Raw genomic sequence first — 20,627 nt, 5'->3', positions numbered from 1 at the left:
TCCAATTGTCGGGGCCGCAGCCGCTATTGATACGCAGGGTTCTGTGCTTCACGTGTGGCCACCCGTTGCTCGAATGCGCCAACGGAATTACCGCCGAGCGCCACGTACAGGCGCACCGTGTCGAGGTATTGCGCCGTCTTGATCTGGATTCGACCCAGCAACGCCTGCTGATAAGCGCGCTCCGCTTCCAGCACCTGGAGAATGCTGTTCTCGCCTTGCGCGTAGGCTTGCTGGTTCAAGCGCAAACTGGTTTCGGCCGCGCGCAATGCGTCTTCCTGGGCGAGGTTTTCCTCGGCGTCATGGTTGATGGCTTGCAGCGTGTCGGCGACCTGGCCGAACGAACTGATCACGGTTTGCTGGTAACCGGCGAGTGTCGCGTTGTAGCCGTCGATGGCAGCCTGACGTTCAGCCTTGAGCGTTCCGCCATCAAAGATCGGCCCCGCCAGCCCTGCCGCAAAGCCCCAGAGTGCGGCGCCGCCATTGCCCGAAGCGGCCTGTGCCAGCGACGCGGACAACGTGACATGGGGATAGAGGTTCGCGGTCGCGACGCCGACGGCAGCGCTGGCCATGTGCAGTTCTGCTTCTGCCTGGCGCACATCCGGCCGGTCGTGGGCCATTTCAGAAGGCAAGCTGACAGGCACGTTGGCCGGCAATACAAACTCGGCCAGGTCGAAGTCCGGCGCGATCCAGTCGCCCGGGCCTTTGCCCGTCAGAATCGAGAGTGCGTGGCGAGCCGAGTCGCGCTGCTGAGCCAGAGGCGGCAACAACGTGCGGTCCTGAGCAAGCCGGGTCTCGGCCAGCGAAACATCGATCTGCGTGGTGCTGCCATTGGCGTGGGCCATGCGCACGAGGTCGAGGTTTTTCGCGTCGTTGGCCAGCAGTTTTTCGACGGCTTGCATCTGCGCATTCGCCGACGCCACCAGCAACGCCTGACTGGCGACATTCCCGGTCAGGGTCAGGTACGCCGCTTCATAGCGATGCTTTTGCAGATCGGCAAACGCTTCCTGTTGCTCCACCAAGCGCTTGTTGCCGCCGAACGCGTCCAGGTCAAAACCAACCCGTGGCCCGATCGCATAGAAGTTGGAGACGGCCGGTTCTTTGGTGTTATGAACCCGTTGACGGCCCGCCTGGGCGCCAAAATCGACTTGCGGGTACAACGCACCTTCCGCCGCAGTCACCGAGGACGCCGCCTGGCGAATGGTTGCATCCGCCGCCACCAGTTCAAGATTGCCCGCAATGGCCCGACGCACCACCGTGTCGAGCTTCTGCGAACGGAACGCCGTCCACCAGTCACCGCGGACCTTCTGGCCCAGGTCAATCTGCTTGTTGCCACGCTGACCAAGACGCTGTTCGGCCTGTTGATCGTAGTGCTGCGACTGGCTCGACGCAGGCATCTGGTAGTCGGGGCCGACGGTACAGGCGGTCAGGAACACCAGCACTACTGCCGCGCCGAACGTGGTTTTGAACGTCTGTCTGTTGATTGCGAGCGCATGGGATTTCATTTGGCACACTCCACGAAAACTAGTTGGCCGCAGCCGGCTTGCGAAGGAAAACCACCAGTGGACTCACCACCAGCATCACCACCAGCAAAATCTTGAATTGACCGATCACCGCGATAAAAGCCGCCTGGCCCGTGATCATTTCGTTGAGCCCTTCCAGGGCTTGCAGGGACGTCGGCACGGAAAGCGCAGCGGCGCGATAAGGCGTCAGGTTGCTGACCAGCGCCGTGTGCATCGCTTGCGTGTTGTTGAAGAAAAACAACTGCACAATCGCAACGCCCAACGTGCTGCCGTACACCCGTGACAGGTTGAACAGACCCGTGCCTTCGGGGCGCAACGCGGGGTCGAGCGTGCTGAACGCAACCTTGGTCAGCGACGGCATCAAGACGCCGATGCCAATGCCCTGAACCGCACCGGCCACCGCCACCGGCCACTCGTCCATCAACGGCGAATAGCCGAGCATCAGCCAGTTGGCATAGACCACCAGGGCGACGCCTGCCGCCACGAACCCGCGGCGGTCGAAACGCTCGGGAACACGCCCCATCAGCAGGAACGCGCCGACCAGTCCGACGCCACGCGGGATCGTCAGGAACCCCGTGGTGTCCGGCGGGTAGCCGAGAATTTCGTCGAGCATCGGCGAGGTTAGCGCCATGGTCGACAACAGCACGAAACCCACGGCGAAAAAGATGACCGTCGACAGCACAAAATTGCGGTCGTCGAACAATCGCTTGTTGAGAAAATGCACCTTCGCCGTCAGCACATGCACCGCGAACAGATAGAACCCCAATGCACAGCCCAGCGCTTCCAGACAGATCTCGGTCGAGGCAAACCAGTCCAGGCGTTCACCACGGTCGAGCAGCATTTGCAGGCTGATCAAACCCAGCGAGAAAGTGCCAAAGCCAAAGAAGTCGAATGACGGCCGCTGTTCGGCCTTCTTCTCCTTCAGCAAAAGCGCCATCACCAGGAAGATGTAGGCCGACAACGGCAGGCTGATGTAGAAGATCGGCCGCCAGTCGAAGTGTTCGCCGACCCAGCCACCGATGCTCGGCCCGCTGACGATGCCGAACAGCACGATGGCGGTCCACGTCGCGCCAAACTTCGCACGCTTCTCAAGGGGCAGGGTCTCCATTGAAATCGCCATCGACAACGGCGCAAGCACGCCACTCGCGAGCCCCTGGATGATCCGCGCGCCGACGAACTCCAGCGGCGTCGTGGCCAGCGTCGCAAGCAGCAAGCCAAGGGCAAAAAAGGCCAGCGCGGTCTGATAAACGAGCTTCAAGCCATAACGCCCGGCGAGCCATTGCGCGACCGGCAGGGTGATGGCGCTCGCTGCGAGGTACGAGGTGAAGATCCAGCCCGCCTGGTCGTCGGTCATCGACAGGCTGCCCTGAATCAACCTGAGTACCGCGTTCGGAACGGGCAGGTTCGCCGACTGCATGTACGTCGCCAGCAGCGCCGCGAACCTCAGCGCATGCGCGCCCTCTCCCGCCGGTTTTCCACTCTGTTGGCTGTTCATCAGGCGCCACCCGCAGTCAACAACGCTTTGAGCGGATGCCACCACGGCGTGCGATAGCCGGTATCAACCTTGACCGTGGCGCTGGTGCCCGAGAACAGCGCCAGGGCAGGATCCGCCTCATCGAGTTCGAGGCGTACCGGAACGCGCTGCACCACTTTGACCCAGTTGCCGGTCGCGTTTTCTGGCGGCAGCAGGGCGAAGTCCGAGCCGGCCCCCGGGCTCATGCTGGTGACGTGGGCCTTGAATACGTGATCGGGATAGGTATCGATGCTGATGGTCGCTGCCTGCCCGGGGCGCATATGGGTGACCTGCGTCTCGCGGAAGTTGGCCTCGATCCAGATCTCACGATCGGACAGCAGCGCAAAGGCCGGCGCGCCGTTGTTAACGAAGTTGCCCACCTGCAAGTCGTCAACCTTGGCGACAATGCCATCGTCCGGCGCGTACACCGTCGCATACCCGAGGTAGAGCTGCGCCTCGTCCAGTTGAGCCCTGGCCTCGCGCACCGTCGGGTGACTGTCCGCGTCGATGTTCGGGTTGCCGCTGAGCGCGACGACGGTGCTGGCGATCTGTTGTTCGATCGACGCAATGCGCTGCCGTGCCACTTTCAGGTCGGTGTCCGCCCGCTCGTAAACGGCCCGCGAGACAAACTCGGAGGCGACCAGCGCTTTCTTGCGGGCAAACTCTTTCTGGTCGAAATCCGCCGACTCTCTGGCGGACTGCAACTCGGCCTGCTGCTGCCGGTAACTGGCCTTGAGCCCATCGATACGCAGCCGCGCGACGCTCAACTGTGCTTCTGCACGGTTGACCGCGATCTGAAACGGCTCCGGGTTAATGCGAAACAGCACCTGGCCTTTGCGCACAAGCTGATTGTCCTGAACCGCAATCTCGACGACCTGTCCGGAAACACGTGCATTGATCGAGGCCTTGGCCACCCGGGCGTAGGCGTTGTCGGTCGAAACAAAGGGCTCGCCCGCCTGATAGCGTGCGTAGCCAAACGCGGCGAAAAGCAGCGGCACACCGACCATCAGCAGGGGCCGCATTTTCGCTTTGAACGGTTTCTTCACGGGCGCGTCAGCCGGGTTCGGACCGGGATGCCCGAGGGTCTGTGTCGCTGAGAGATCGAACTGTTTAGTCATGATCGAATACACCTTTAACCGGGAAATCGGGCTAACACCCACTGGAACAGCGCCTTACCGTGTGCGGTCGGGAGGATCGCTCCGCCGCACCTGTTTCGTAGCCGCAATACCCCGATCGAGCTCCGCTACAACAAACCCGCAAGCAAGGAATTTCTGGTTCCTTAATTTTGTGCGATGGTGTAAGAATATAGCCACGCCACTCCCAGACTCAAGGATTTTGTACGACATGGCACAAAATAAAACCTCCGAGGGCAAAGGACGCGGCCGTCCTCGCGCCTATGACCCGCAGACCGCCTTGCAACAAGCGCTCGGTGTGTTTTGGAACACCGGCTATTCCGGTGCGTCTCTGGACAGCATCGCCAGCGCAGCCGGGATGAACCGGCCGAGCCTGTACGCCGCGTTCGGTGACAAGCACGCGCTCTATATCAAAGCGCTTGAGCAGTATTGGGAGTTCGCCGCCGCCGCCATGCACGAGGCGCTGACGAGCGAAGAGCTGACGTTGCGCCAGGCATTGATGCAGTTTTACGAGGGGCAGTTATCGATCTACTTCTCGGGTGACGGCCAACCCCGTGGTTGCTTTGCGATTGGCACGGCGACCACCGAAGCGGTCGAAGATCCGGAAATTCGCGATGTACTGTCGGATCGACTCAGCCGACTGGATGCCGACCTCGAAGCGCGTCTGCGCGTGGCCATTGATAAAGGAGAGCTCAAAGACGATGTCGACGCTGCGGCCCTCGCCGTGCTCGCCTCCTCCCTGCTGCACAGCATTTCCATCCGTGCGCGGGCGGGCAAATCCCGGGCGGAACTGACCGGGCTGGCACGCAATGCGGTCAATGTGATCTGCGGTTGAGCGACGTCATGACGGGCAACAGACTCGAAGACAGGCTGGCTGAGCATCTGGCGGTGGTTTTTTGTGGCATTAACCCCGGCATGATGGCCGCCGCCCAAGGGCATCATTTTGCGGGCCGCAGCAATCGCTTCTGGCGCACCCTTCATCTGGCCGGTTTTACGCCGCAGGAAGTTCGTCCGGAAGATGACCGGACAATCGTGCAGTATCACTGTGGATTAACGGCCGTGGTTGAGCGGCCAACGGCGCGCGCGGATCAGTTGTCGGTGGATGAATTCATCGCCGCCGCTGCGCAGTTCGAACAGAAGATCGCGCACTATGCGCCACGCTTTGTAGCTTTTCTCGGCAAGGCCGCCTATGGCGCGTTATCCGGCCAGCGCAACGTGGCCTGGGGGCTTCAGTCGCAAACGTTCGGTAACGCCTCGGTCTGGGTCTTGCCCAACCCCAGTGGCCGCAATCGCGCTTTCACCCTGGATCAACTGGTTGACGCGTATCGACAACTCTATCTGGCCCAACTTGGTGTTAAATAGCACGCTGTCGCGTAATGCAGTGCAACGAGAACGGATATGAGAACCCATTTTGAGAAAAGTGATGCCCCTGAGCCAACGCTCCCGCGTGATGGAAACATTCAACCCGTCACCCCTCAGCAGCCGGTGGTAAGCGCATGATCGAAGTCACTGAAGTGTCCATTGCCGAACTGCGCGCGGCGCTCGAATCCGGGCAGACCACCGCCGTCGAACTGGTGCAGGCTTACCTGGCCCGGATCGATGCCTACGATGGCCCAGACACCGCCACCGCGCTCAACGCCGTGGTGGTGCGCAATCCCGAGGCGCTCAATGAAGCGCGGGCGTCCGATGCCCGTCGGGCCAAAGGTCAAACGCTGGGGCCGCTCGATGGCATTCCCTATACCGCCAAAGACAGTTATCTGGTCAAAGGGCTGACCGCCGCCTCTGGCAGCCCCGCTTTCGCCCACCTGATTGCCTATCGCGATGCGTTCACCATCGAACGGCTTCGCGCCACGGGTGCGATCTGCCTGGGCAAAACCAACATGCCGCCGATGGCGAACGGCGGCATGCAGCGCGGGGTCTACGGCCGTGCCGAAAGCCCGTACAACGCTGACTACCTCACCGCCCCTTTTGCTTCGGGTTCGTCGAATGGCGCCGGGACGGCGACCGCCGCCAGTTTCGCGGCCTTCGGTCTCGCGGAAGAAACCTGGTCGAGCGGTCGCGGTCCGGCCTCAAACAACGGTTTGTGCGCCTACACGCCGTCGCGCGGGGTGATCTCGGTGCGCGGCAACTGGCCGCTGACGCCGACCATGGACGTCGTCGTGCCCTTCGCCAGAACCATGGCCGACCTGCTCGAAGTGCTCGACGTGGTGGTGGCGGAAGATCCCGACACCCGTGGCGATCTGTGGCGGCTGCAACCCTGGGTGCCGATTCCGAGCGTCGCCTCGGTGCGCCCGGCGTCCTATGCCGAACTTGCGGCGAACACCGATGCACTGGCCGGCAAACGCCTCGGCGTTCCGCGCATGTACATCAACGCCGATCCCGACGCGGGCACGAGCGACGCACCGGGCATCGGTGGGCCGACGGGGCAGCGCATCAACACGCGTCCATCGGTGATCGGGCTCTGGGAAGAGGCCCGCAAGGCACTTGAAGCGGCGGGCGCCGAAGTGATTGAAGTCGACTTCCCGCTGGTCTCCAATTGCGAGGGTGATCGTCCGGGTGCGCCGACGGTGTTTACCCGAGGCCTGGTGTCGAAAGAGTTCCTGCACCATGAGTTGTGGGACCTGACGGCCTGGGCATTCGACGATTTCCTGCAGGCCAACGGCGACCCGAAATTGAACCGTCTGGTCGATGTCGACGGGCCGCTGATTTTCCCGCACGACCCGGGAACCCTGCCCAACCGCGAGGGCGACCTGGTCGCCGGCATGGACGAATACGTGCGGATGGCCGAGCGTGGCATCACGCCGTGGGATCAGATATCCACTGTGCCTGATGGCTTGCGCGGGCTGGAAAAAACCCGTCGAATCGACCTGGAAGACTGGATGGATCGGCTGGGGCTCGATGCGGTGCTGTTCCCGACAGTGGCCGACGTTGCGCCGGCGAATGCCGATGTCGACCCGGCCTCTGCGGACATCGCCTGGAGCAACGGCATCTGGGTGGCCAACGGCAACCTCGCCATCCGGCATTTGGGTGTGCCAACGGTCACCGTGCCGATGGGCGTGATGCCGGACATCGGCATGCCCGTCGGCCTGACGTTTGCCGGCCGCGCCTACGACGATTCGACGCTGCTGCGCTTCGCCTCGGCATTCGAATCGACGGGGACCAAGCGCATGATCCCGCCTCGAACCCCACCGTTGTCGGCCGCTAAAAAGTAGAACCGAGCGGTTTCACAGGGCAAGGCGTTGGTCGAAGTGTTCTTCCTTGAGAATATCGAACAACGCCTGCGCCGCCGCCGACAACTCCACCCCAGGCTTGGTCAACACCCCGATCGCCCGTTCCACCACCGGGTCACGCAGGGTAATGCACCGCGCGCCCAACTCGCGCATCTGCCCGGCACACAACGCCGGCACCGCGCTCACCCCCAGGCCGCTGGCGACCATTCTCCCGACTGTCGCCAACTGATGGCTTTCAAACTCCACCGGCAACTTCATCCCCCGCGTTTGCAAGTGCTCCTCCAGCATCACCCGCACCGTCGACGGTCGCTGCAAGGTAATGAAAGGCTCTTCAAGCAACGTCTGCCAATCAATGTCTTCGCGCTCTGAAAAAGGCGAATCGAACGGCACCACCGCCACAAACCGGTCCCGGTACAACGGCGTGAATTGCAGCGACGAACTTTGCGTCGGTTCAAACGCTACGCCCAACTCGACCTGCCGATCGCGCACCATTTCCAGCACCTGCTCGTTGATCACGTCATTCACCGTGACGTTGACCTTGGGATAGCGCGCGCGGAACGTCTTGAGGATCGGCGGCAGCAGATTGCCAGCAAACGACGGCATCGCCGCCAGCGTCACGCGCCCGCGCTGCAGGGTAAAACGCTGGCGCAATTCGTCCTCGACATTGTCCCAGTCCGCGATCAATCGGCGGGCCAACGGCACCAGGGACTCCCCCTCGGGCGTCAGCGCCACGTTGCGCGTGTTGCGGGTAAACAGCCGCCCGCCCAGGCCCTCCTCCAGCGCCTTGATGGTCAGGCTCAACGCCGATTGCGACAGGTGCAATCGTTCGCAGGCGACGGCAAAACTCAGACTCTGGGCCACCGCCAGAAAGGCGCGGATCTGCTTGACTGTCATAGGCTAACTGCTCCAGTAATGAGCGCAGGTACTTTCTGTAGGAGCATGGCTTGCCCGCGATGGCGTCCAGGAGATCGTCATCGCGGGCAAGCCATGCTCCTACAGGATTGATTGGTGAGTTTTATCTATCAATCAACCTTAAAAATCAACTTAACAAATAAATCCTCCGGCGAGACACTCCATCCCATACGGCTAGCCAGCCGCCCACAAAGAATAAAAGAGGTGCATATGGCAGGTTTCGACAAGCGCGTGAGTTCCTACAAGGAAGCTCTGGCAGGTCTTGAAGACGGCATGACGGTAATCGCTGGCGGCTTCGGCCTGTGCGGCATTCCGGAAAACCTGATCGCCGAGATCAAGCGCAAAGGCACCCGTGACCTGACCGTGGTTTCCAACAACTGCGGCGTCGACGGTTTCGGTCTCGGCGTGCTGCTGGAAGACCGGCAGATCAAAAAAGTAGTGGCCTCCTACGTTGGCGAAAACAAGCTGTTCGAAGACCAACTGCTGAAAGGCGAAATCGAAGTCGTCCTGACGCCCCAAGGCACCCTCGCCGAAAAAATGCGCGCAGGCGGCGCTGGCATCCCGGCATTCTTCACGGCTACTGGCGTCGGCACCCCGGTCGCCGAAGGCAAGGAAGTGCGCGAATTCCACGGTCGCAAGTACCTGATGGAAGAATCCATCACCGGTGACTTCGCCATCGTCAAAGGCTGGAAAGCCGACCATTTCGGCAACGTCATCTACCGCCACACCGCCCAGAACTTCAACCCGCTGGCCGCCACCGCCGGCAAGATCACCGTGGTCGAAGTCGAAGAAATCGTCGAACCCGGCGAGCTGGACCCGGCGCAGATCCACACCCCTGGCATCTACGTCGACCGGGTCATTTGCGGCACGTTCGAGAAGCGCATCGAACAGCGCACCGTGCGTAAGTGATCCCCTGCCCCCGGACCGAATGAAGGAATAACAACAATGGCACTTTCCCGCGAACAAATGGCTCAACGCGTCGCCCGCGAAATGCAGGACGGCTTCTACGTGAACCTGGGCATCGGCATTCCGACCCTCGTCGCCAACTACATTCCCGAAGGCATGGAAGTCATGCTGCAGTCGGAAAACGGCCTGCTCGGCATGGGTCCTTTTCCTACTGAAGAAACCATCGATGCCGACATGATCAACGCCGGCAAGCAAACCGTGACCGCGCGTACCGGCGCGTCGATCTTTTCCTCCGCCGAGTCCTTCGCGATGATTCGCGGGGGTCATGTCGACCTGACCGTGCTGGGCGCTTTTGAAGTCGACGTACAAGGCAACATCGCCTCGTGGATGATCCCTGGCAAGCTGGTCAAGGGCATGGGCGGCGCGATGGACCTGGTGGCCGGCGCAGACAACATCATCGTCATCATGACCCACGCGTCCAAGGACGGTGAGTCCAAGCTGCTGTCCCAATGCAGCCTGCCGCTGACCGGTGCCGGTTGCATCAAGCGCGTACTGACTGACCTGGCGTATCTTGAAATCGAAAACGGCGCGTTCATTCTCAAAGAGCGTGCGCCGGGCGTCAGCGTCGAAGAGATCGTCGCCAAGACTGCCGGTAAACTGATCGTGCCGGATCACGTTCCGGAAATGCAGTTCGCTGCCCAGTGAGGAATCATTCCATGCAAGAAGTCGTCATTGTCGCCGCCACCCGTACTGCCATCGGCAGCTTCCAGGGCTCGCTGGCCAATGTGTCCGCCGTAGACCTCGGTGCTGCGGTGATCCGTCAGTTGCTGACGCAAACCGGCCTGAACCCGGCTGAAGTCGATGAAGTGATCATGGGCCAGGTGTTGACCGCCGGCGCCGGGCAAAACCCTGCGCGTCAGTCCGCGATCAAGGCGGGCCTGCCGTTCACCGTGCCGGCCATGACCCTGAACAAGGTCTGCGGCTCGGGCCTCAAGGCCCTGCACCTGGCCACCCAGGCGATTCGCTGCGGCGACGCCGACGTGATCATTGCCGGCGGCCAGGAAAACATGAGCCTGTCCAACTACGTCATGCCCGGTGCGCGAACCGGTCTGCGCATGGGGCACGCGCAAATCGTCGACACCATGATCAGCGACGGACTGTGGGATGCGTTCAACGATTACCACATGGGCATCACCGCCGAGAACCTGGCTGAAAAGTACAGCCTGACTCGTGAGCAACAGGACGCCTTCGCTGCGGCCTCGCAGCAGAAAGCCACGGCCGCCATCGAAGCCGGGCGTTTTGCCGATGAGATCACGCCGATCCTGATTCCGCAGCGCAAGGGCGATCCGCTGTCCTTCGCCACCGATGAACAGCCACGCGCCGGCACCACCGCCGAAGCCCTGGGCAAACTGAAACCGGCCTTCAAGAAGGACGGTTCGGTGACCGCCGGTAACGCCTCGTCGCTGAACGATGGCGCCGCCGCCGTGATCCTGATGAGCGCAGAAAAAGCCAAAGCCTTGGGTCTGCCGGTGCTGGCAAAAATCGCGGCTTACGCCAACGCGGGCGTGGACCCGGCGATCATGGGCATCGGCCCGGTGTCGGCCACTCGCCGTTGCCTGAACAAAGCCGGCTGGTCCATCGACCAACTGGACCTGATCGAAGCCAACGAAGCCTTCGCCGCGCAATCCCTGGCGGTGGCCAAGGACCTGGAATGGGACTTGAACAAGGTCAACGTCAACGGCGGCGCCATCGCCCTCGGTCACCCGATCGGTGCGTCGGGTTGCCGTGTGCTGGTGACTTTGCTGCATGAAATGATCAAGCGCGACGCCAAGAAAGGCCTCGCCACCCTGTGCATCGGTGGTGGTCAGGGCGTGGCACTGGCGATCGAACGGGCTTAACGCGTTCAACGGACGGCGCGGGGACCCACGAAGATCCGCGCCATCCGGCAACAACCCCGGTGTGACAAACGTCGCACCGGGTTCCGGCGAACCGTGTTTCAGGCGAACTTCACGAGGTTCAACACTGGCAACGGCCCACCCGGAAACTGCGCCAACCGCGCGCCGACACTCAACTCCCCAAGATCAATCCCGAAGAAGCCCAAGCGTTCGGTCAACGCAACCACCTGAGCTTTCGCCTCGGCATCATCGCCCGACACAAACAGCACCCGCCGACCGCCCTCCGCCGCCGGATCACTCTCCAGCAAGCGCGCCGCCAGGTGATTGAACGCCTTCACCACTCTCGCCCCCGGCACCCATTCAGCGAACACTTCGCTGGACATACGGCCCTGCAAATCCACAGCCTTGAACAACGGCGCCTCAATCGAGTTATTGGCGTCGATCACGATCCGCCCGCCGAAGCCCGGCAAACCAGCGAGTGCTGTTGGCAACTTCGACCAGTTGACCGCCACCAGAACGATTGGCTGGGCGGCCGCTTCTTCACGGGTGCCGGCGCGTGCCGTCGGACCGAGCTCCGCCACCAGGGCGGCCAAGGTCTCCGGACCACGACTGTTGGCGATGACTACTTCGATGCCCTGACGGGACAAGGCTCTGGCAAACGCTGAACCAATGGCGCCAGCGCCGATGATGCCGATGATGCCGATAGTACTCATGGTGATTCACTCCAAGGGGTTGTCGTTGGCGTGAATACTGCGCTTGTCATTAGCCCTTGATTAGCGGGTAATGACTTGAATGATTTTCAAGCATTCATAGCAGGTGCCAGACATGGAAACCCTCGCCAACCTCGAATCTTTTGTACGCAGCGCTGAAACGGGCAGTTTTTCCGCCGCGGCACGTTTGCTGGCGCTGACACCCGCCGCGGTCAGCCGCAACGTGGCGATGCTGGAACGCAATATGGGTGTGCGGTTGTTCCAGCGTTCGACCCGCAAGCTGTCGCTCACTGAAGCCGGCGAGGGTTTTCTGGCCAGCATCGGCGGCAACCTGGAGGCGTTGCAAGCGGCGATCAGTGCCGTGAGCAGCGATCGCGGGGAGCCGGCCGGTGTGCTCAAGGTCAGCCTGGCGCCGACGTTTGGCATCGGTCATGTGCTGCCGTTGTTGCCGCAGTTCCTGGCGCGTTATCCGCTGATTCGCCCGGAATGGCACTTCGAAAATCGCCAGGTGGATTTGATTGCTGAAGGCTATGACGCGGCCATCGGCGGCGGCTTCGAACTCACGCCAGGGGTCATCTCACGGACATTGGCGGCGGCGGATATCGTCGCGGTGGCCTCACCGGCCTACCTGGCAGGACGCACGCTGCCGCGTACGCCGGCCGACCTGATCGGACACACCGGCATTGTGATGCGCGGCATTCGTACCGGGCGGATTCGTCAGTGGGTGATGCACGATCGAGCGGGCCATGAAGAGAGCGCCGGTCTGACCGAAAACATCGTGCTCAACGATCCAGCCGCCATGCGTGAGGCAGCGCTCCTGGGCCTGGGTGTGACGCTGCTGGTATTGCCGGATGTGGCAGCGAACATCGAGCGCGGGGAACTGGTGCGCCTGCTGCCGGACTGGCACGCCGATGCGGGGCCGATCTCGCTGTATTACCCGAGCCGGACGCTGATGCCGGCCAAGACCCGGGTGTTTATCGATTTTGTGGTTGAGGCGTTTCAGCGGTAGACCGCGTCATCGTTCATCGCCGGCAAGCCGGCTCCTACAGGTTCACCATGTCCTTGTAGGAGCCGGCTTGCTGCGGGCGGCGCTCCGACGATGGCGGCCGAAAAATCACCCAAAAAACTGCAGAATCAACCAACTATTCGCCCCACTGATCACCGCAAACAACCCCCACGCCAACACTCGCGTCGGCAATCGATTCACAAACGGCCCCATCAACTTGTGATCATTGGTCATGCGAATCAACGGATACAACGCAAACGGCAACTGCAAACTCAGCACCACCTGACTCAACACCAGCAGTTTGCCAATCGCGTTATCCCCCATCAGCCAGACACCGATAAACGCCGGGATCAACGCCAGCCCCCGGGTAATCAAGCGCCGTTGCCAGCAGGGAATCCGCAGGTTGAGGTAACCCTCCATGATCACTTGCCCGGCGATGGTGCCGGTGAACGTCGAACTTTGACCGGACGCCAGCAACGCGACGCCAAACAGCACGCTGGCCAACGCGCCGCCCACCAGCGGGTCGAGCAAGTGATAGGCGTCCTGAATGTCCACCACATCGGTGTGTCCGGTCTTGTGGAAGGCCGCGGCCGCGAGGATCAGGATCGCCGCGTTCACCAGCAGCGCCAGCGCCAGGGAACCGATGGTGTCGATGCGCGCCAGTTTCACCGCGTCCTGCTTGCTGGCCAGGTCCTTGCCGATCATCCGGGTCTGTACGATCGAGGTGTGCAGGTACAAGTTATGCGGCATGACCGTGGCCCCGAGAATCCCGATGGCCAGGTACAGCGGCGCCGCATCGCCGATGGCCGACAGTGACGGCGTGAAACCCCGTGCGACGTCCGGCCAGTAAGGCTTGATCAACAACAATTCAACGAAGAAACACACACCGATGGTGCTCACCAGCACCAGCATGATCGCTTCCAGTCGGCGAAAGCCACGGTTCTGCAGGGCCAGCACCAGCAGCGTGTCGAACGCCGTGAGGGCGATGCCGACGCTCAGCGAACAGCCCAACAGCAGATGGAACGCCAGCGCACAGCCGAGCACTTCGGCGAGGTCGGTGGCGATGATCGAGATTTCCGCCAGCACCCATTGGGTCCGAGCGGTCCGCGTGCTGTAGCGCTCGCGGGACAACTGCGCCAGATCGCGCCCGGTGGCAATGCCAAGGCGCGAGCACAAACACTGCACCACCATCCCCGCCAGACTCGCCAGCAACACCACAAACAACAGGCTGTAACCAAACCGCGAACCGGCCTCGATGGCGGTGGCCCAGTTGCCCGGGTCCATGTAGCCGATGGACACCAGCAAGCCCGGTCCGGCGAAACGCAGGACACGTTTGAAAAATGACGCGCGAGGGTCAACAGCAACGCTGCCCGCCACTTCCGGAGGACAAAACGGCGCAGTGGCGACTTTGGGCAAACTGAATTTCACGCAAACATTCCAGAAAACAGGCGGGAGGGCGCAGCTTAGACGTTTCGCGCTTTTCGGTGTACAGACAAAACGCAAAGATCGCCGCAGTTGATTTTTTGCTTTTGCTTTTGTAGGAGCAAGCTTGCTCGCGATGGATTCAAGGGCGCCGCGTTTAATCAGGAAGCACGCGTTATCGTTAACGTCCATCGCGAGCAAGCTTGCTCCTACAAAGGCAAAAGCAACGGCGGGTGATGTTCAGGGTTTTGCAATGCCCAACAACTGCTCTCGCAATTCGGGGTTGCTCGTGCGCGGGTCAAGCCAGATATCAAAAAACGCCCGGGCGAACACCGGGTCCGTCACCTCGTACTGCAACTGCGGGCCGACAAAAAAACGTGTGCCCTGCCCCGGCAAGTAAACCCCGATGAGTCGGGTCCCGGCCTGCACATCGACAAACGCCTGCTGCATCTGCGCCTGCCATGCCGCGAGTTGCCCGACACTCACCGATGCGCCCGACAGTCGTTTGATTTCTTCGACGCTGGCCTGGACCAGATCGTCCCGGGAAATCCTGCGCTGATAAATCAGCTCCAGGGCGAACGGCTGGTCGCTCGCAAATGGCTGCGCGGCGCTCCACAGACGAGCGTTGTAAATATCGAAACCGAACATCCGGAACTCGCCGGTACCAACGATTTGGGCGCCAGGCAAAGACTCCTGCCAATTGGCCAACGCGTGGTTGCCCAGTAATACCAACAGCCACAGGGTATGTCGCAGAGGTGATCGTGGTCGGGTCATGATCGGCTCGATTCAGCGCGTATGGGTTCTGTTACTTATACGCATAAAGTGTTGCTGTACAAGCTTTCAACTTTGTATACAAAAACAGCCAATCCTTAGAGCAATCTACTTGTCGCAATGCTAACGTTGCCGCTTCACTCAGGTCGGAGGCGCCTACGTGCTGCTGCTCAAACTGCTGGTCATTCCCGGGTTTCTCTTACTGATCTCCCTCGCGGGCAAACGCTGGGGCCCGAGTGTCGCCGGTTGGCTGTCAGGGTTGCCGGTGGTAGTCGGGCCGATTCTGTTTTTCCTCGCTATCGAACAAGGCGAAGTGTTTGCCGCGCAATCGGCGACCGCCGCGTTATCCGCGATGTTCGCGATGATTGCCTTCTGCGTAACCTACGCCCAGGTCGCCCAACGCGCGGGATGGCCTTGGGCGCTGACGGTTTCGCTGCTGGTCTGGGCGACAGCGGCGGTGGTGCTGTCGGTGATTCCACCGTCCCTGGTGTTCTCGGTGATCGCCGCCGCGACCGCGCTGCTGGCGGCGCCTTACCTGTTTCCCAAGGTGCAGCCGATTGTCTCCGGCCCGGCACCGAAGTCCGACAAACTGCTGCTGCGCATGATTGCCGGCGCCCTTCTCACTCTCGCGGTCACCTGGCTCGCCAGCACCGTCGGCGAACGCTGGAGCGGCCTGCTCGCGGTGTTCCCGGTGCTGGGCAGCGTGATGGCGGTGTTTTCCCAGCAAACCCGTGGCCCGGCGTTTACCGCCGCCTTGTTGCGCGCCACGGCCACCGGCATGTATTCGTTCAGCGCGTTCTGCCTGGTCCTGGCGCTGACCTTGCCGGGCATGGGCCTGAAGGCCTTTGGCCTGGGCGTCGCGGTGTCGGTAGCCATGCTCGGCGTCACCCGGCGCCTGTTGGCCAAACCGGTGGCAACGCCCGCAACCCGTTCAACTATTTCGAACGAGTAGAACAACAACCCCGTACGTCAATCGAACGGGTTTCGCCCACTATCAGCCTCAGTTCCTGACCAACCACTGACTGAGGCCTACACCATGAAATTCTTTTTCCACCCTTCGCCAAACCCGATGAAAGTCGCCCTGCTGCTTGAAGAACTGCAAACGCCGTACGAATTGATCGGCGTCGACACCTTCAAGGGCGAGCAACACCAGCCAGCCTTTCTGGCGATCAACCCGAACGCCAAAGTGCCAGCGCTGGTCGATGGCGACGCCACCGTGTTCGACTCCCAGGCGATCCTGTTGCACCTCGCGCAAAAACATCAGCGCTTCCTGCCGACCTCCGTTGCCGGCCAGGCCGAACTGCTGTCTTGGTTGATGTTCATCGCCACCGGCCTGTCGCCGTTTTCCGGCCAGGCGGTGCACTTCCTGCACCACGCCCCGGAAGACCTGGCCTACGCAAAAAACCGTTACCTCAAGGAAGTCGAACGTCATTACCGCGTGCTCGATCAGCGCCTGGCCGACCATCAATACCTGGCCGGCGACACCTATAGCATCGCCGACATGGCGCTGTGGGGCTGGGCCAATTACGCGCCATACATCCTCGGCGAAAACGGTTTGGCGGCGTACCCGAACGTCAAGCGCCTGTTCGATGAAATCAGCGCTCGCCCGGCGGCCGTACGTGCTCACGGCCTCAAAGAGAAGCTGGTACTGAAAGCGGAATTCGACGAAGAAACCCGTCGCAATCTGTTCCCGCAGAACCAGGCGCAGTAATCCATTCCCCCGCATGCGAAGGTGATGAAATGAGTGATCAAGTCGCGTTTATCGTTTACCTGCCAGCCAAACCGGAACGCTTCGCCGAAACAAAGGAGCGCCTGCTGGATGTGGTGCACCAGATGTCAGCCGAGCCGGACTTCGTCAACACCTGGGTCCACCAGTTGCAGGACGAGCCGAACACTCTGGTGCTCTACGAAACCTGGAACTGCAGCAAGGAAGACTTCATCACCCGTCACCTGAGCAAGCCGTATCGCCAGGACTACGAAAAGCTATTGCCGGAGCTGTTGGCCAGCGACCGTCGGATCGAGTTTCTGGACGTGATCGAGAGCTACCCGGTGCGCCGCGACGTGTAACAGCGTAATCCCCGTGGTGAGGGCCAACCTCTCACCACGGGCACTCTTATTACTCGGCGGCGTCGAGTTTATCCAGCGCCTGGTTCACCGCCAGCTCCCCAAGCATGATGACCTGCGCAATGCCCAACAGCGAATTGCGACGGGTCCCCTCCATATGATCCGCCAGGTCCATGGCCATGACATTGGCCGATGCCAGCGACTCGCACGCATGGCTGAGCAGGGTCTGGACATCGAGTTCCGGGTTGACGCTGAACATGCTGTCGAGTTGCCTTGGCGTGGCGTTGATCAGGGCAATGTGCGCGGCAGGATTGGCGTAGAAGTCGAGGGCGAGTTTGATGGTCTCTTCGAGCTTTTCTTGGTCAGCGCTTTGGGCTGAAGCGGACAGGTCCGGGCTGGGGGGATTGGGTGTTGGTTTGGGCATAGATGGAGCTCCGATGCTACTTAGAAGGAGCCATCAACCTCTCGCTACCAAACGGAGGGTGGCGGCCATACGAAGGTTGGTAGACCGGGCATCGGAACCGGCGCCCCCGAAGGAGCCCTGCGCATGGCCACCATAAAACGCAGCCCTGAGAAAGGGCCGAACAAGGTGACGCTATGCGTCGATGCTGAGGGTCTACCAAACCCGATCACTGTGTTTTCAGCGACCGGAAAACAATAGAACCCACCCCAAAAGCGCACAAGCCGGCGGATTCTTACGTACCTGTAGGCAACGACGCAAGGTGTTGTAGCTTTCATGAAGTAACGCTGAGCGCGGTTAAACAAGCCTTCGTAAATACGTTGATTCGCCGTAAACGCGAGGTTCAAAAGCTTTTCGCTCACCAGAACCCGACCACCCGTTAGCCCACACTGGAATGCTCCACGACCTCCATGGGATGATCGCCCCCACCGCGAGACCACCCTGGAGATTTTGAATGTCACTGTTGAGTAAAAAAGCCGTTGTCCTGCTGCTGGCAGTGGCTGCCAGCCTGGGGGCTTTGAATGCACAGGCGGCTAAAGAGACAGCGCCCGCGCAAAACGTCTCGATGCTGGGCGGAAAATTCAAATTCAACCTGCCCAAGGGCTTCGTTGCCAATCCGCTGCCGGCGGACGCGACCGGTGCGAGTGGCACCATGTACACCAACGCAACCACGAAAACCGTAGTGATTGCCGCTGAAAACACCATTCCTGGTGGCGTCAACGCCAAGGACAACGACGGTGAGTTCCTCGACGCCACGGCGTCCGACTTCGCCACTCAACAAGCCAAGGCACTGCCGGATTTCACCAAGCTCAGTGAGAAAAGCCTGACCCAGAAAGGCACCGGCCTCGGTCTGCGGGAGATCGACAGCATCGCCACCCAGGGCGGCGGCAAGACCCTCGATACCACGCTGATGGCCGCCTCGGGCACGCGCATGGCGCTGGTAAAGGTGATTTCCCGTCTCAGCGACAACGCCGGCCACGAAGCGCTGGTTAAACAGATCGTCAGCGGCAAGTAAGGCTCAGGGGTTGAGGCGCTGCAACCAGGCGCTCAAATCCTGCATTTCGGCGGCACTGATGTTGTGGCCAACGCCTGGGTAGGCATGAAATTCAGGCTTGAGTGACAGGCTCTGCAACAGGCTGTTGGCCTCGGTGCCGTCGTTGAAGGGAAGGCGTTTGTCCGCCGTGCCATGCCCGATGAAAATCGCCAGTTTCTGAAGTTTTTCATCGGGTTTGAGCTCGGACTTGAGCACCGGCAAGATCCGCCCGCTCAACGCCGCGATCCCGCCCACGGCTTCGGGATGACGCAACGCGACCTCGTAAGACATGATCGCGCCTTGGCTAAAGCCCACCAGGAAAACCTTGTTCGGTACTGTGTGATATTTCTTCGCAGCCTGTGCGACGAAATCCAGCAACACCGGGCCGCTGGCCTTCAGGTCATCCGTCTCGCCGTTGTAGGCACCTTCTCCCTTCTTGCGAAACCACTGATAGCTGCCCTCCTCCATGACCATCGGTGCGCGCACCGATAGGTAGTTGTAGTGGGCAGGCAATTCATCCTTGATACCGAACAGGTCCTGTTCGTTACTGCCGTAGCCGTGGAGGAAAATCACCAGGGGCTGATTGACCGATTCGGGGTTGGCCTGCTCCAGGTATTTGAGCGGCAGATCGGTGTGCAGCGGGGTTTCAGCGTGGACGGCGGCGGACGCCAGGAGTGTCAGCAGAGCGAGAACCTTCAACATAAACCTTCCTTCACAGAGCGCAGGATTCGGGGTTGAGCCTAACATTTCCTGTTGCCGATGCACTCGCAGTGCTGCTGATACCGCTATCGCCGGCAAGCCGGTCTCGCTCCCACAGGGGGAATGCATTTCAACTGTGGGAGCGAGCCTGCTCGCGATGAAGGCATCAGCGACACCAAAGCATCCCGGTCAATCGTTAATCAACTTCCCAACGCGGATCGGCTCGCGCCCCGCAACTTTCGCCTGCCACGTCCCCGGTTGCGTATACCGCCCGCGATCAATCGCAAACAACACGCCACTGGTGCCGGCGCACACAGTGGTCACCCGGTCGCTCAACGGGTCAACCACTTCAAACAGTGCATCGCCCTTCTCGACCCATTCACCGGCCTCGCGCAGAAAACTGACCACGCCATGATGCGGCGCAAACAGGTATTCCGTGCCTTCAAACGGCATGCCTTCACAACATTCACTCGGTGCGGCCGGCCAGGTGCCTTTGATAAAACCCTGTTCGGCAAGGAAGCCGAGAATGGCCTCGCAATTGGCCTGAGCCTGATCGACCCGGGTATCGCCCATGCTGCCCAGCTCCAGCGTTGTCGCCAGGTTGGCCGGTGGAATCGCCGCCTCGGGGAATGCCCTGGCCAGGCGCAACCATGGCGAAGAACAGGATTCATCGAAAGAACTGCCGCCGGAATCCTCACACAGCAGCGCAACGCCCGCCTTCAGTCGAGCCGCCAGGGACTTCCATTGCGACCAGTGTTGCGGCAGCGCATAAATATGAATCGCCGCTTCGAAATCGCAATGCAGATCGAGGGTGATGTCGGCGTCACAGGCATGGCGCAGCAGCAAGCGATGCATGGCTTCCAGCTGCGACTTTGGTGCAGGCAAACCGTCGAGAACCTGGCCCATGGCCTGGCGAATCAACGCGATGTTGACCTGGGCATCGGCGCCCAACTGATCGCCGATCAGCTCACCGACCGGCACGCTCAGTTCAACGAACGAGCGGTTGAAATTCTTGCCGCTGCCAAGTTCGAAACGGCCCATGTGACTGCCTTGCAGGTGTTGGTCCAGGCCGATGGGATTGGCCACGGGAACCAACTCGATCACGCCTTGCAACTGACCTTGGGCTTCGAGTTCGGCCAGGCGTTTTTTCAGCTCCCACGCCGTGCGCATGCCCGGCAGTTCGTCCGCGTGCAGGCTGGCCTGGATGTAGACCTTGCGCGAGCCCGTGCCGTAACGAAATACGCTGAGGGTACGTTCGGAGCCCAGGTGGCTCCAGGGCAATGGGTGGTCGATGCGTAGCATGAAACTACTCCTTCAATATCAAACACTGAGACCCCCTGTGGGAGCGAGCCT

At 61.1% G+C, this 20,627-nt stretch carries 21 protein-coding genes; 11 read left to right on the top strand and 10 right to left on the bottom strand.

Features of this window, described 5'->3' with window-relative positions:
- Positions 1-23: 23 nt before the first annotated feature.
- The 3 genes from K5R88_RS02265 to K5R88_RS02255 are packed head-to-tail and all read right to left on the bottom strand — an operon-like array spanning position 24 to position 4,151.
- The gene (locus tag K5R88_RS02265; protein ID WP_226299093.1) at positions 24-1,502 is read right to left on the bottom strand and encodes an efflux transporter outer membrane subunit; all 1,479 of its coding nucleotides are present in this window, start codon (positions 1,500-1,502) and stop codon (positions 24-26) included.
- Positions 1,503-1,521: 19 nt separating this feature from the next.
- Positions 1,522-3,015, bottom strand: coding sequence for a DHA2 family efflux MFS transporter permease subunit (locus K5R88_RS02260; protein ID WP_226299092.1), 1,494 nt, complete (start codon positions 3,013-3,015; stop codon positions 1,522-1,524).
- On the bottom strand, positions 3,015-4,151 hold the full coding sequence (locus K5R88_RS02255; RefSeq protein WP_226299091.1) for an HlyD family secretion protein: 1,137 nt from the start codon (positions 4,149-4,151) through the stop codon (positions 3,015-3,017). The genes K5R88_RS02260 and K5R88_RS02255 overlap by 1 nt, the downstream gene beginning before the upstream one ends.
- A gap of 226 nt (positions 4,152-4,377) precedes the next feature.
- On the opposite strand from K5R88_RS02255, the gene K5R88_RS02250 reads away from it, so the two are divergent.
- From K5R88_RS02250 to K5R88_RS02240, 3 genes are all read left to right on the top strand, one after another.
- Entirely contained in the window at positions 4,378-5,001 is a 624-nt protein-coding gene (locus K5R88_RS02250; RefSeq protein WP_226299090.1) for a TetR/AcrR family transcriptional regulator, read from the top strand.
- A gap of 8 nt (positions 5,002-5,009) precedes the next feature.
- A complete protein-coding gene (gene mug, locus K5R88_RS02245; protein WP_226300305.1) occupies positions 5,010-5,528 on the top strand; it encodes a G/U mismatch-specific DNA glycosylase in 519 nt (172 codons plus the stop codon).
- Positions 5,529-5,662: 134 nt separating this feature from the next.
- Complete coding sequence (locus K5R88_RS02240) at positions 5,663-7,378, top strand: amidase (RefSeq protein ID WP_226299089.1); 1,716 nt, start codon at positions 5,663-5,665, stop codon at positions 7,376-7,378.
- A gap of 12 nt (positions 7,379-7,390) precedes the next feature.
- Here the strand turns inward: K5R88_RS02240 and K5R88_RS02235 are convergent, their stop codons facing one another.
- On the bottom strand, positions 7,391-8,290 hold the full coding sequence (locus tag K5R88_RS02235) for a LysR family transcriptional regulator (RefSeq protein WP_192418435.1): 900 nt from the start codon (positions 8,288-8,290) through the stop codon (positions 7,391-7,393).
- Positions 8,291-8,518: 228 nt separating this feature from the next.
- On the opposite strand from K5R88_RS02235, the gene K5R88_RS02230 reads away from it, so the two are divergent.
- Genes K5R88_RS02230 through K5R88_RS02220 form a run of 3 tightly spaced genes read left to right on the top strand, consistent with a single transcriptional unit; the run spans position 8,519 to position 11,112 of the window.
- Positions 8,519-9,217: a CoA transferase subunit A gene (locus tag K5R88_RS02230; RefSeq protein ID WP_226299088.1), complete on the top strand. Its 699-nt coding sequence runs from the start codon at positions 8,519-8,521 to the stop codon at positions 9,215-9,217.
- 36 nt (positions 9,218-9,253) lie between these two features.
- Entirely contained in the window at positions 9,254-9,919 is a 666-nt protein-coding gene (locus K5R88_RS02225) for a CoA transferase subunit B (protein ID WP_008026717.1), read from the top strand.
- Between the two features lie 11 nt (positions 9,920-9,930).
- Positions 9,931-11,112, top strand: a complete 1,182-nt coding sequence (locus K5R88_RS02220) for an acetyl-CoA C-acetyltransferase (RefSeq protein WP_226299087.1) — start codon at positions 9,931-9,933, stop codon at positions 11,110-11,112.
- Between the two features lie 98 nt (positions 11,113-11,210).
- Here the strand turns inward: K5R88_RS02220 and K5R88_RS02215 are convergent, their stop codons facing one another.
- Positions 11,211-11,813 (bottom strand): NADPH-dependent F420 reductase, encoded by a 603-nt coding sequence (locus K5R88_RS02215; protein WP_442963921.1) that lies wholly within the window; start codon positions 11,811-11,813, stop codon positions 11,211-11,213.
- Between the two features lie 121 nt (positions 11,814-11,934).
- On the opposite strand from K5R88_RS02215, the gene K5R88_RS02210 reads away from it, so the two are divergent.
- Complete coding sequence (locus K5R88_RS02210; RefSeq protein WP_223434982.1) at positions 11,935-12,828, top strand: LysR family transcriptional regulator; 894 nt, start codon at positions 11,935-11,937, stop codon at positions 12,826-12,828.
- 105 nt (positions 12,829-12,933) lie between these two features.
- On the opposite strand, the gene K5R88_RS02205 is transcribed toward K5R88_RS02210, so the two are convergent.
- Positions 12,934-14,253 carry an Nramp family divalent metal transporter gene (locus K5R88_RS02205; protein WP_223415672.1) on the bottom strand — a complete coding sequence of 440 codons (1,320 nt, stop codon included), beginning with the start codon at positions 14,251-14,253 and terminating at the stop codon, positions 12,934-12,936.
- Positions 14,254-14,487: 234 nt separating this feature from the next.
- A complete protein-coding gene (locus K5R88_RS02200) occupies positions 14,488-15,021 on the bottom strand; it encodes a chalcone isomerase family protein (RefSeq protein WP_226299085.1) in 534 nt (177 codons plus the stop codon).
- A 157-nt stretch (positions 15,022-15,178) separates the two neighbouring features.
- Here K5R88_RS02200 and K5R88_RS02195 point away from each other — a divergent pair, with 157 nt between their 5' ends.
- The 3 genes from K5R88_RS02195 to K5R88_RS02185 all read left to right on the top strand — a co-directional run bounded on the left by K5R88_RS02195 (position 15,179) and on the right by K5R88_RS02185 (position 17,085).
- Positions 15,179-15,970 (top strand): hypothetical protein, encoded by a 792-nt coding sequence (locus tag K5R88_RS02195; RefSeq protein WP_008044943.1) that lies wholly within the window; start codon positions 15,179-15,181, stop codon positions 15,968-15,970.
- An 84-nt stretch (positions 15,971-16,054) separates the two neighbouring features.
- The gene (locus K5R88_RS02190; protein ID WP_008026724.1) at positions 16,055-16,729 is read left to right on the top strand and encodes a glutathione S-transferase family protein; all 675 of its coding nucleotides are present in this window, start codon (positions 16,055-16,057) and stop codon (positions 16,727-16,729) included.
- Between the two features lie 29 nt (positions 16,730-16,758).
- Positions 16,759-17,085 (top strand): putative quinol monooxygenase, encoded by a 327-nt coding sequence (locus tag K5R88_RS02185; protein WP_192418420.1) that lies wholly within the window; start codon positions 16,759-16,761, stop codon positions 17,083-17,085.
- 49 nt (positions 17,086-17,134) lie between these two features.
- On the opposite strand, the gene K5R88_RS02180 is transcribed toward K5R88_RS02185, so the two are convergent.
- The gene (locus tag K5R88_RS02180; protein ID WP_192228760.1) at positions 17,135-17,506 is read right to left on the bottom strand and encodes a DUF6124 family protein; all 372 of its coding nucleotides are present in this window, start codon (positions 17,504-17,506) and stop codon (positions 17,135-17,137) included.
- Positions 17,507-17,996: 490 nt separating this feature from the next.
- Between K5R88_RS02180 and K5R88_RS02175 the strand changes: the two genes are divergently transcribed.
- Positions 17,997-18,557, top strand: a complete 561-nt coding sequence (locus K5R88_RS02175) for a hypothetical protein (RefSeq protein WP_226299084.1) — start codon at positions 17,997-17,999, stop codon at positions 18,555-18,557.
- Between the two features lie 3 nt (positions 18,558-18,560).
- Here the strand turns inward: K5R88_RS02175 and K5R88_RS02170 are convergent, their stop codons facing one another.
- Together K5R88_RS02170 and K5R88_RS02165 are read right to left on the bottom strand one after the other, a co-directional pair.
- On the bottom strand, positions 18,561-19,277 hold the full coding sequence (locus tag K5R88_RS02170) for an alpha/beta hydrolase (RefSeq protein WP_226299083.1): 717 nt from the start codon (positions 19,275-19,277) through the stop codon (positions 18,561-18,563).
- A gap of 186 nt (positions 19,278-19,463) precedes the next feature.
- Entirely contained in the window at positions 19,464-20,576 is a 1,113-nt protein-coding gene (locus K5R88_RS02165; protein WP_226299082.1) for a succinylglutamate desuccinylase/aspartoacylase family protein, read from the bottom strand.
- Positions 20,577-20,627 lie beyond the last annotated feature (51 nt).

Origin of the sequence: Pseudomonas sp. MM213 (genome assembly GCF_020423045.1) — a bacterium.
GTDB lineage: Bacteria > Pseudomonadota > Gammaproteobacteria > Pseudomonadales > Pseudomonadaceae > Aquipseudomonas > Aquipseudomonas migulae.
Note: the sequence above shows the minus strand (reverse complement) of the source record. Positions and strands in the feature narration are given on the sequence as shown.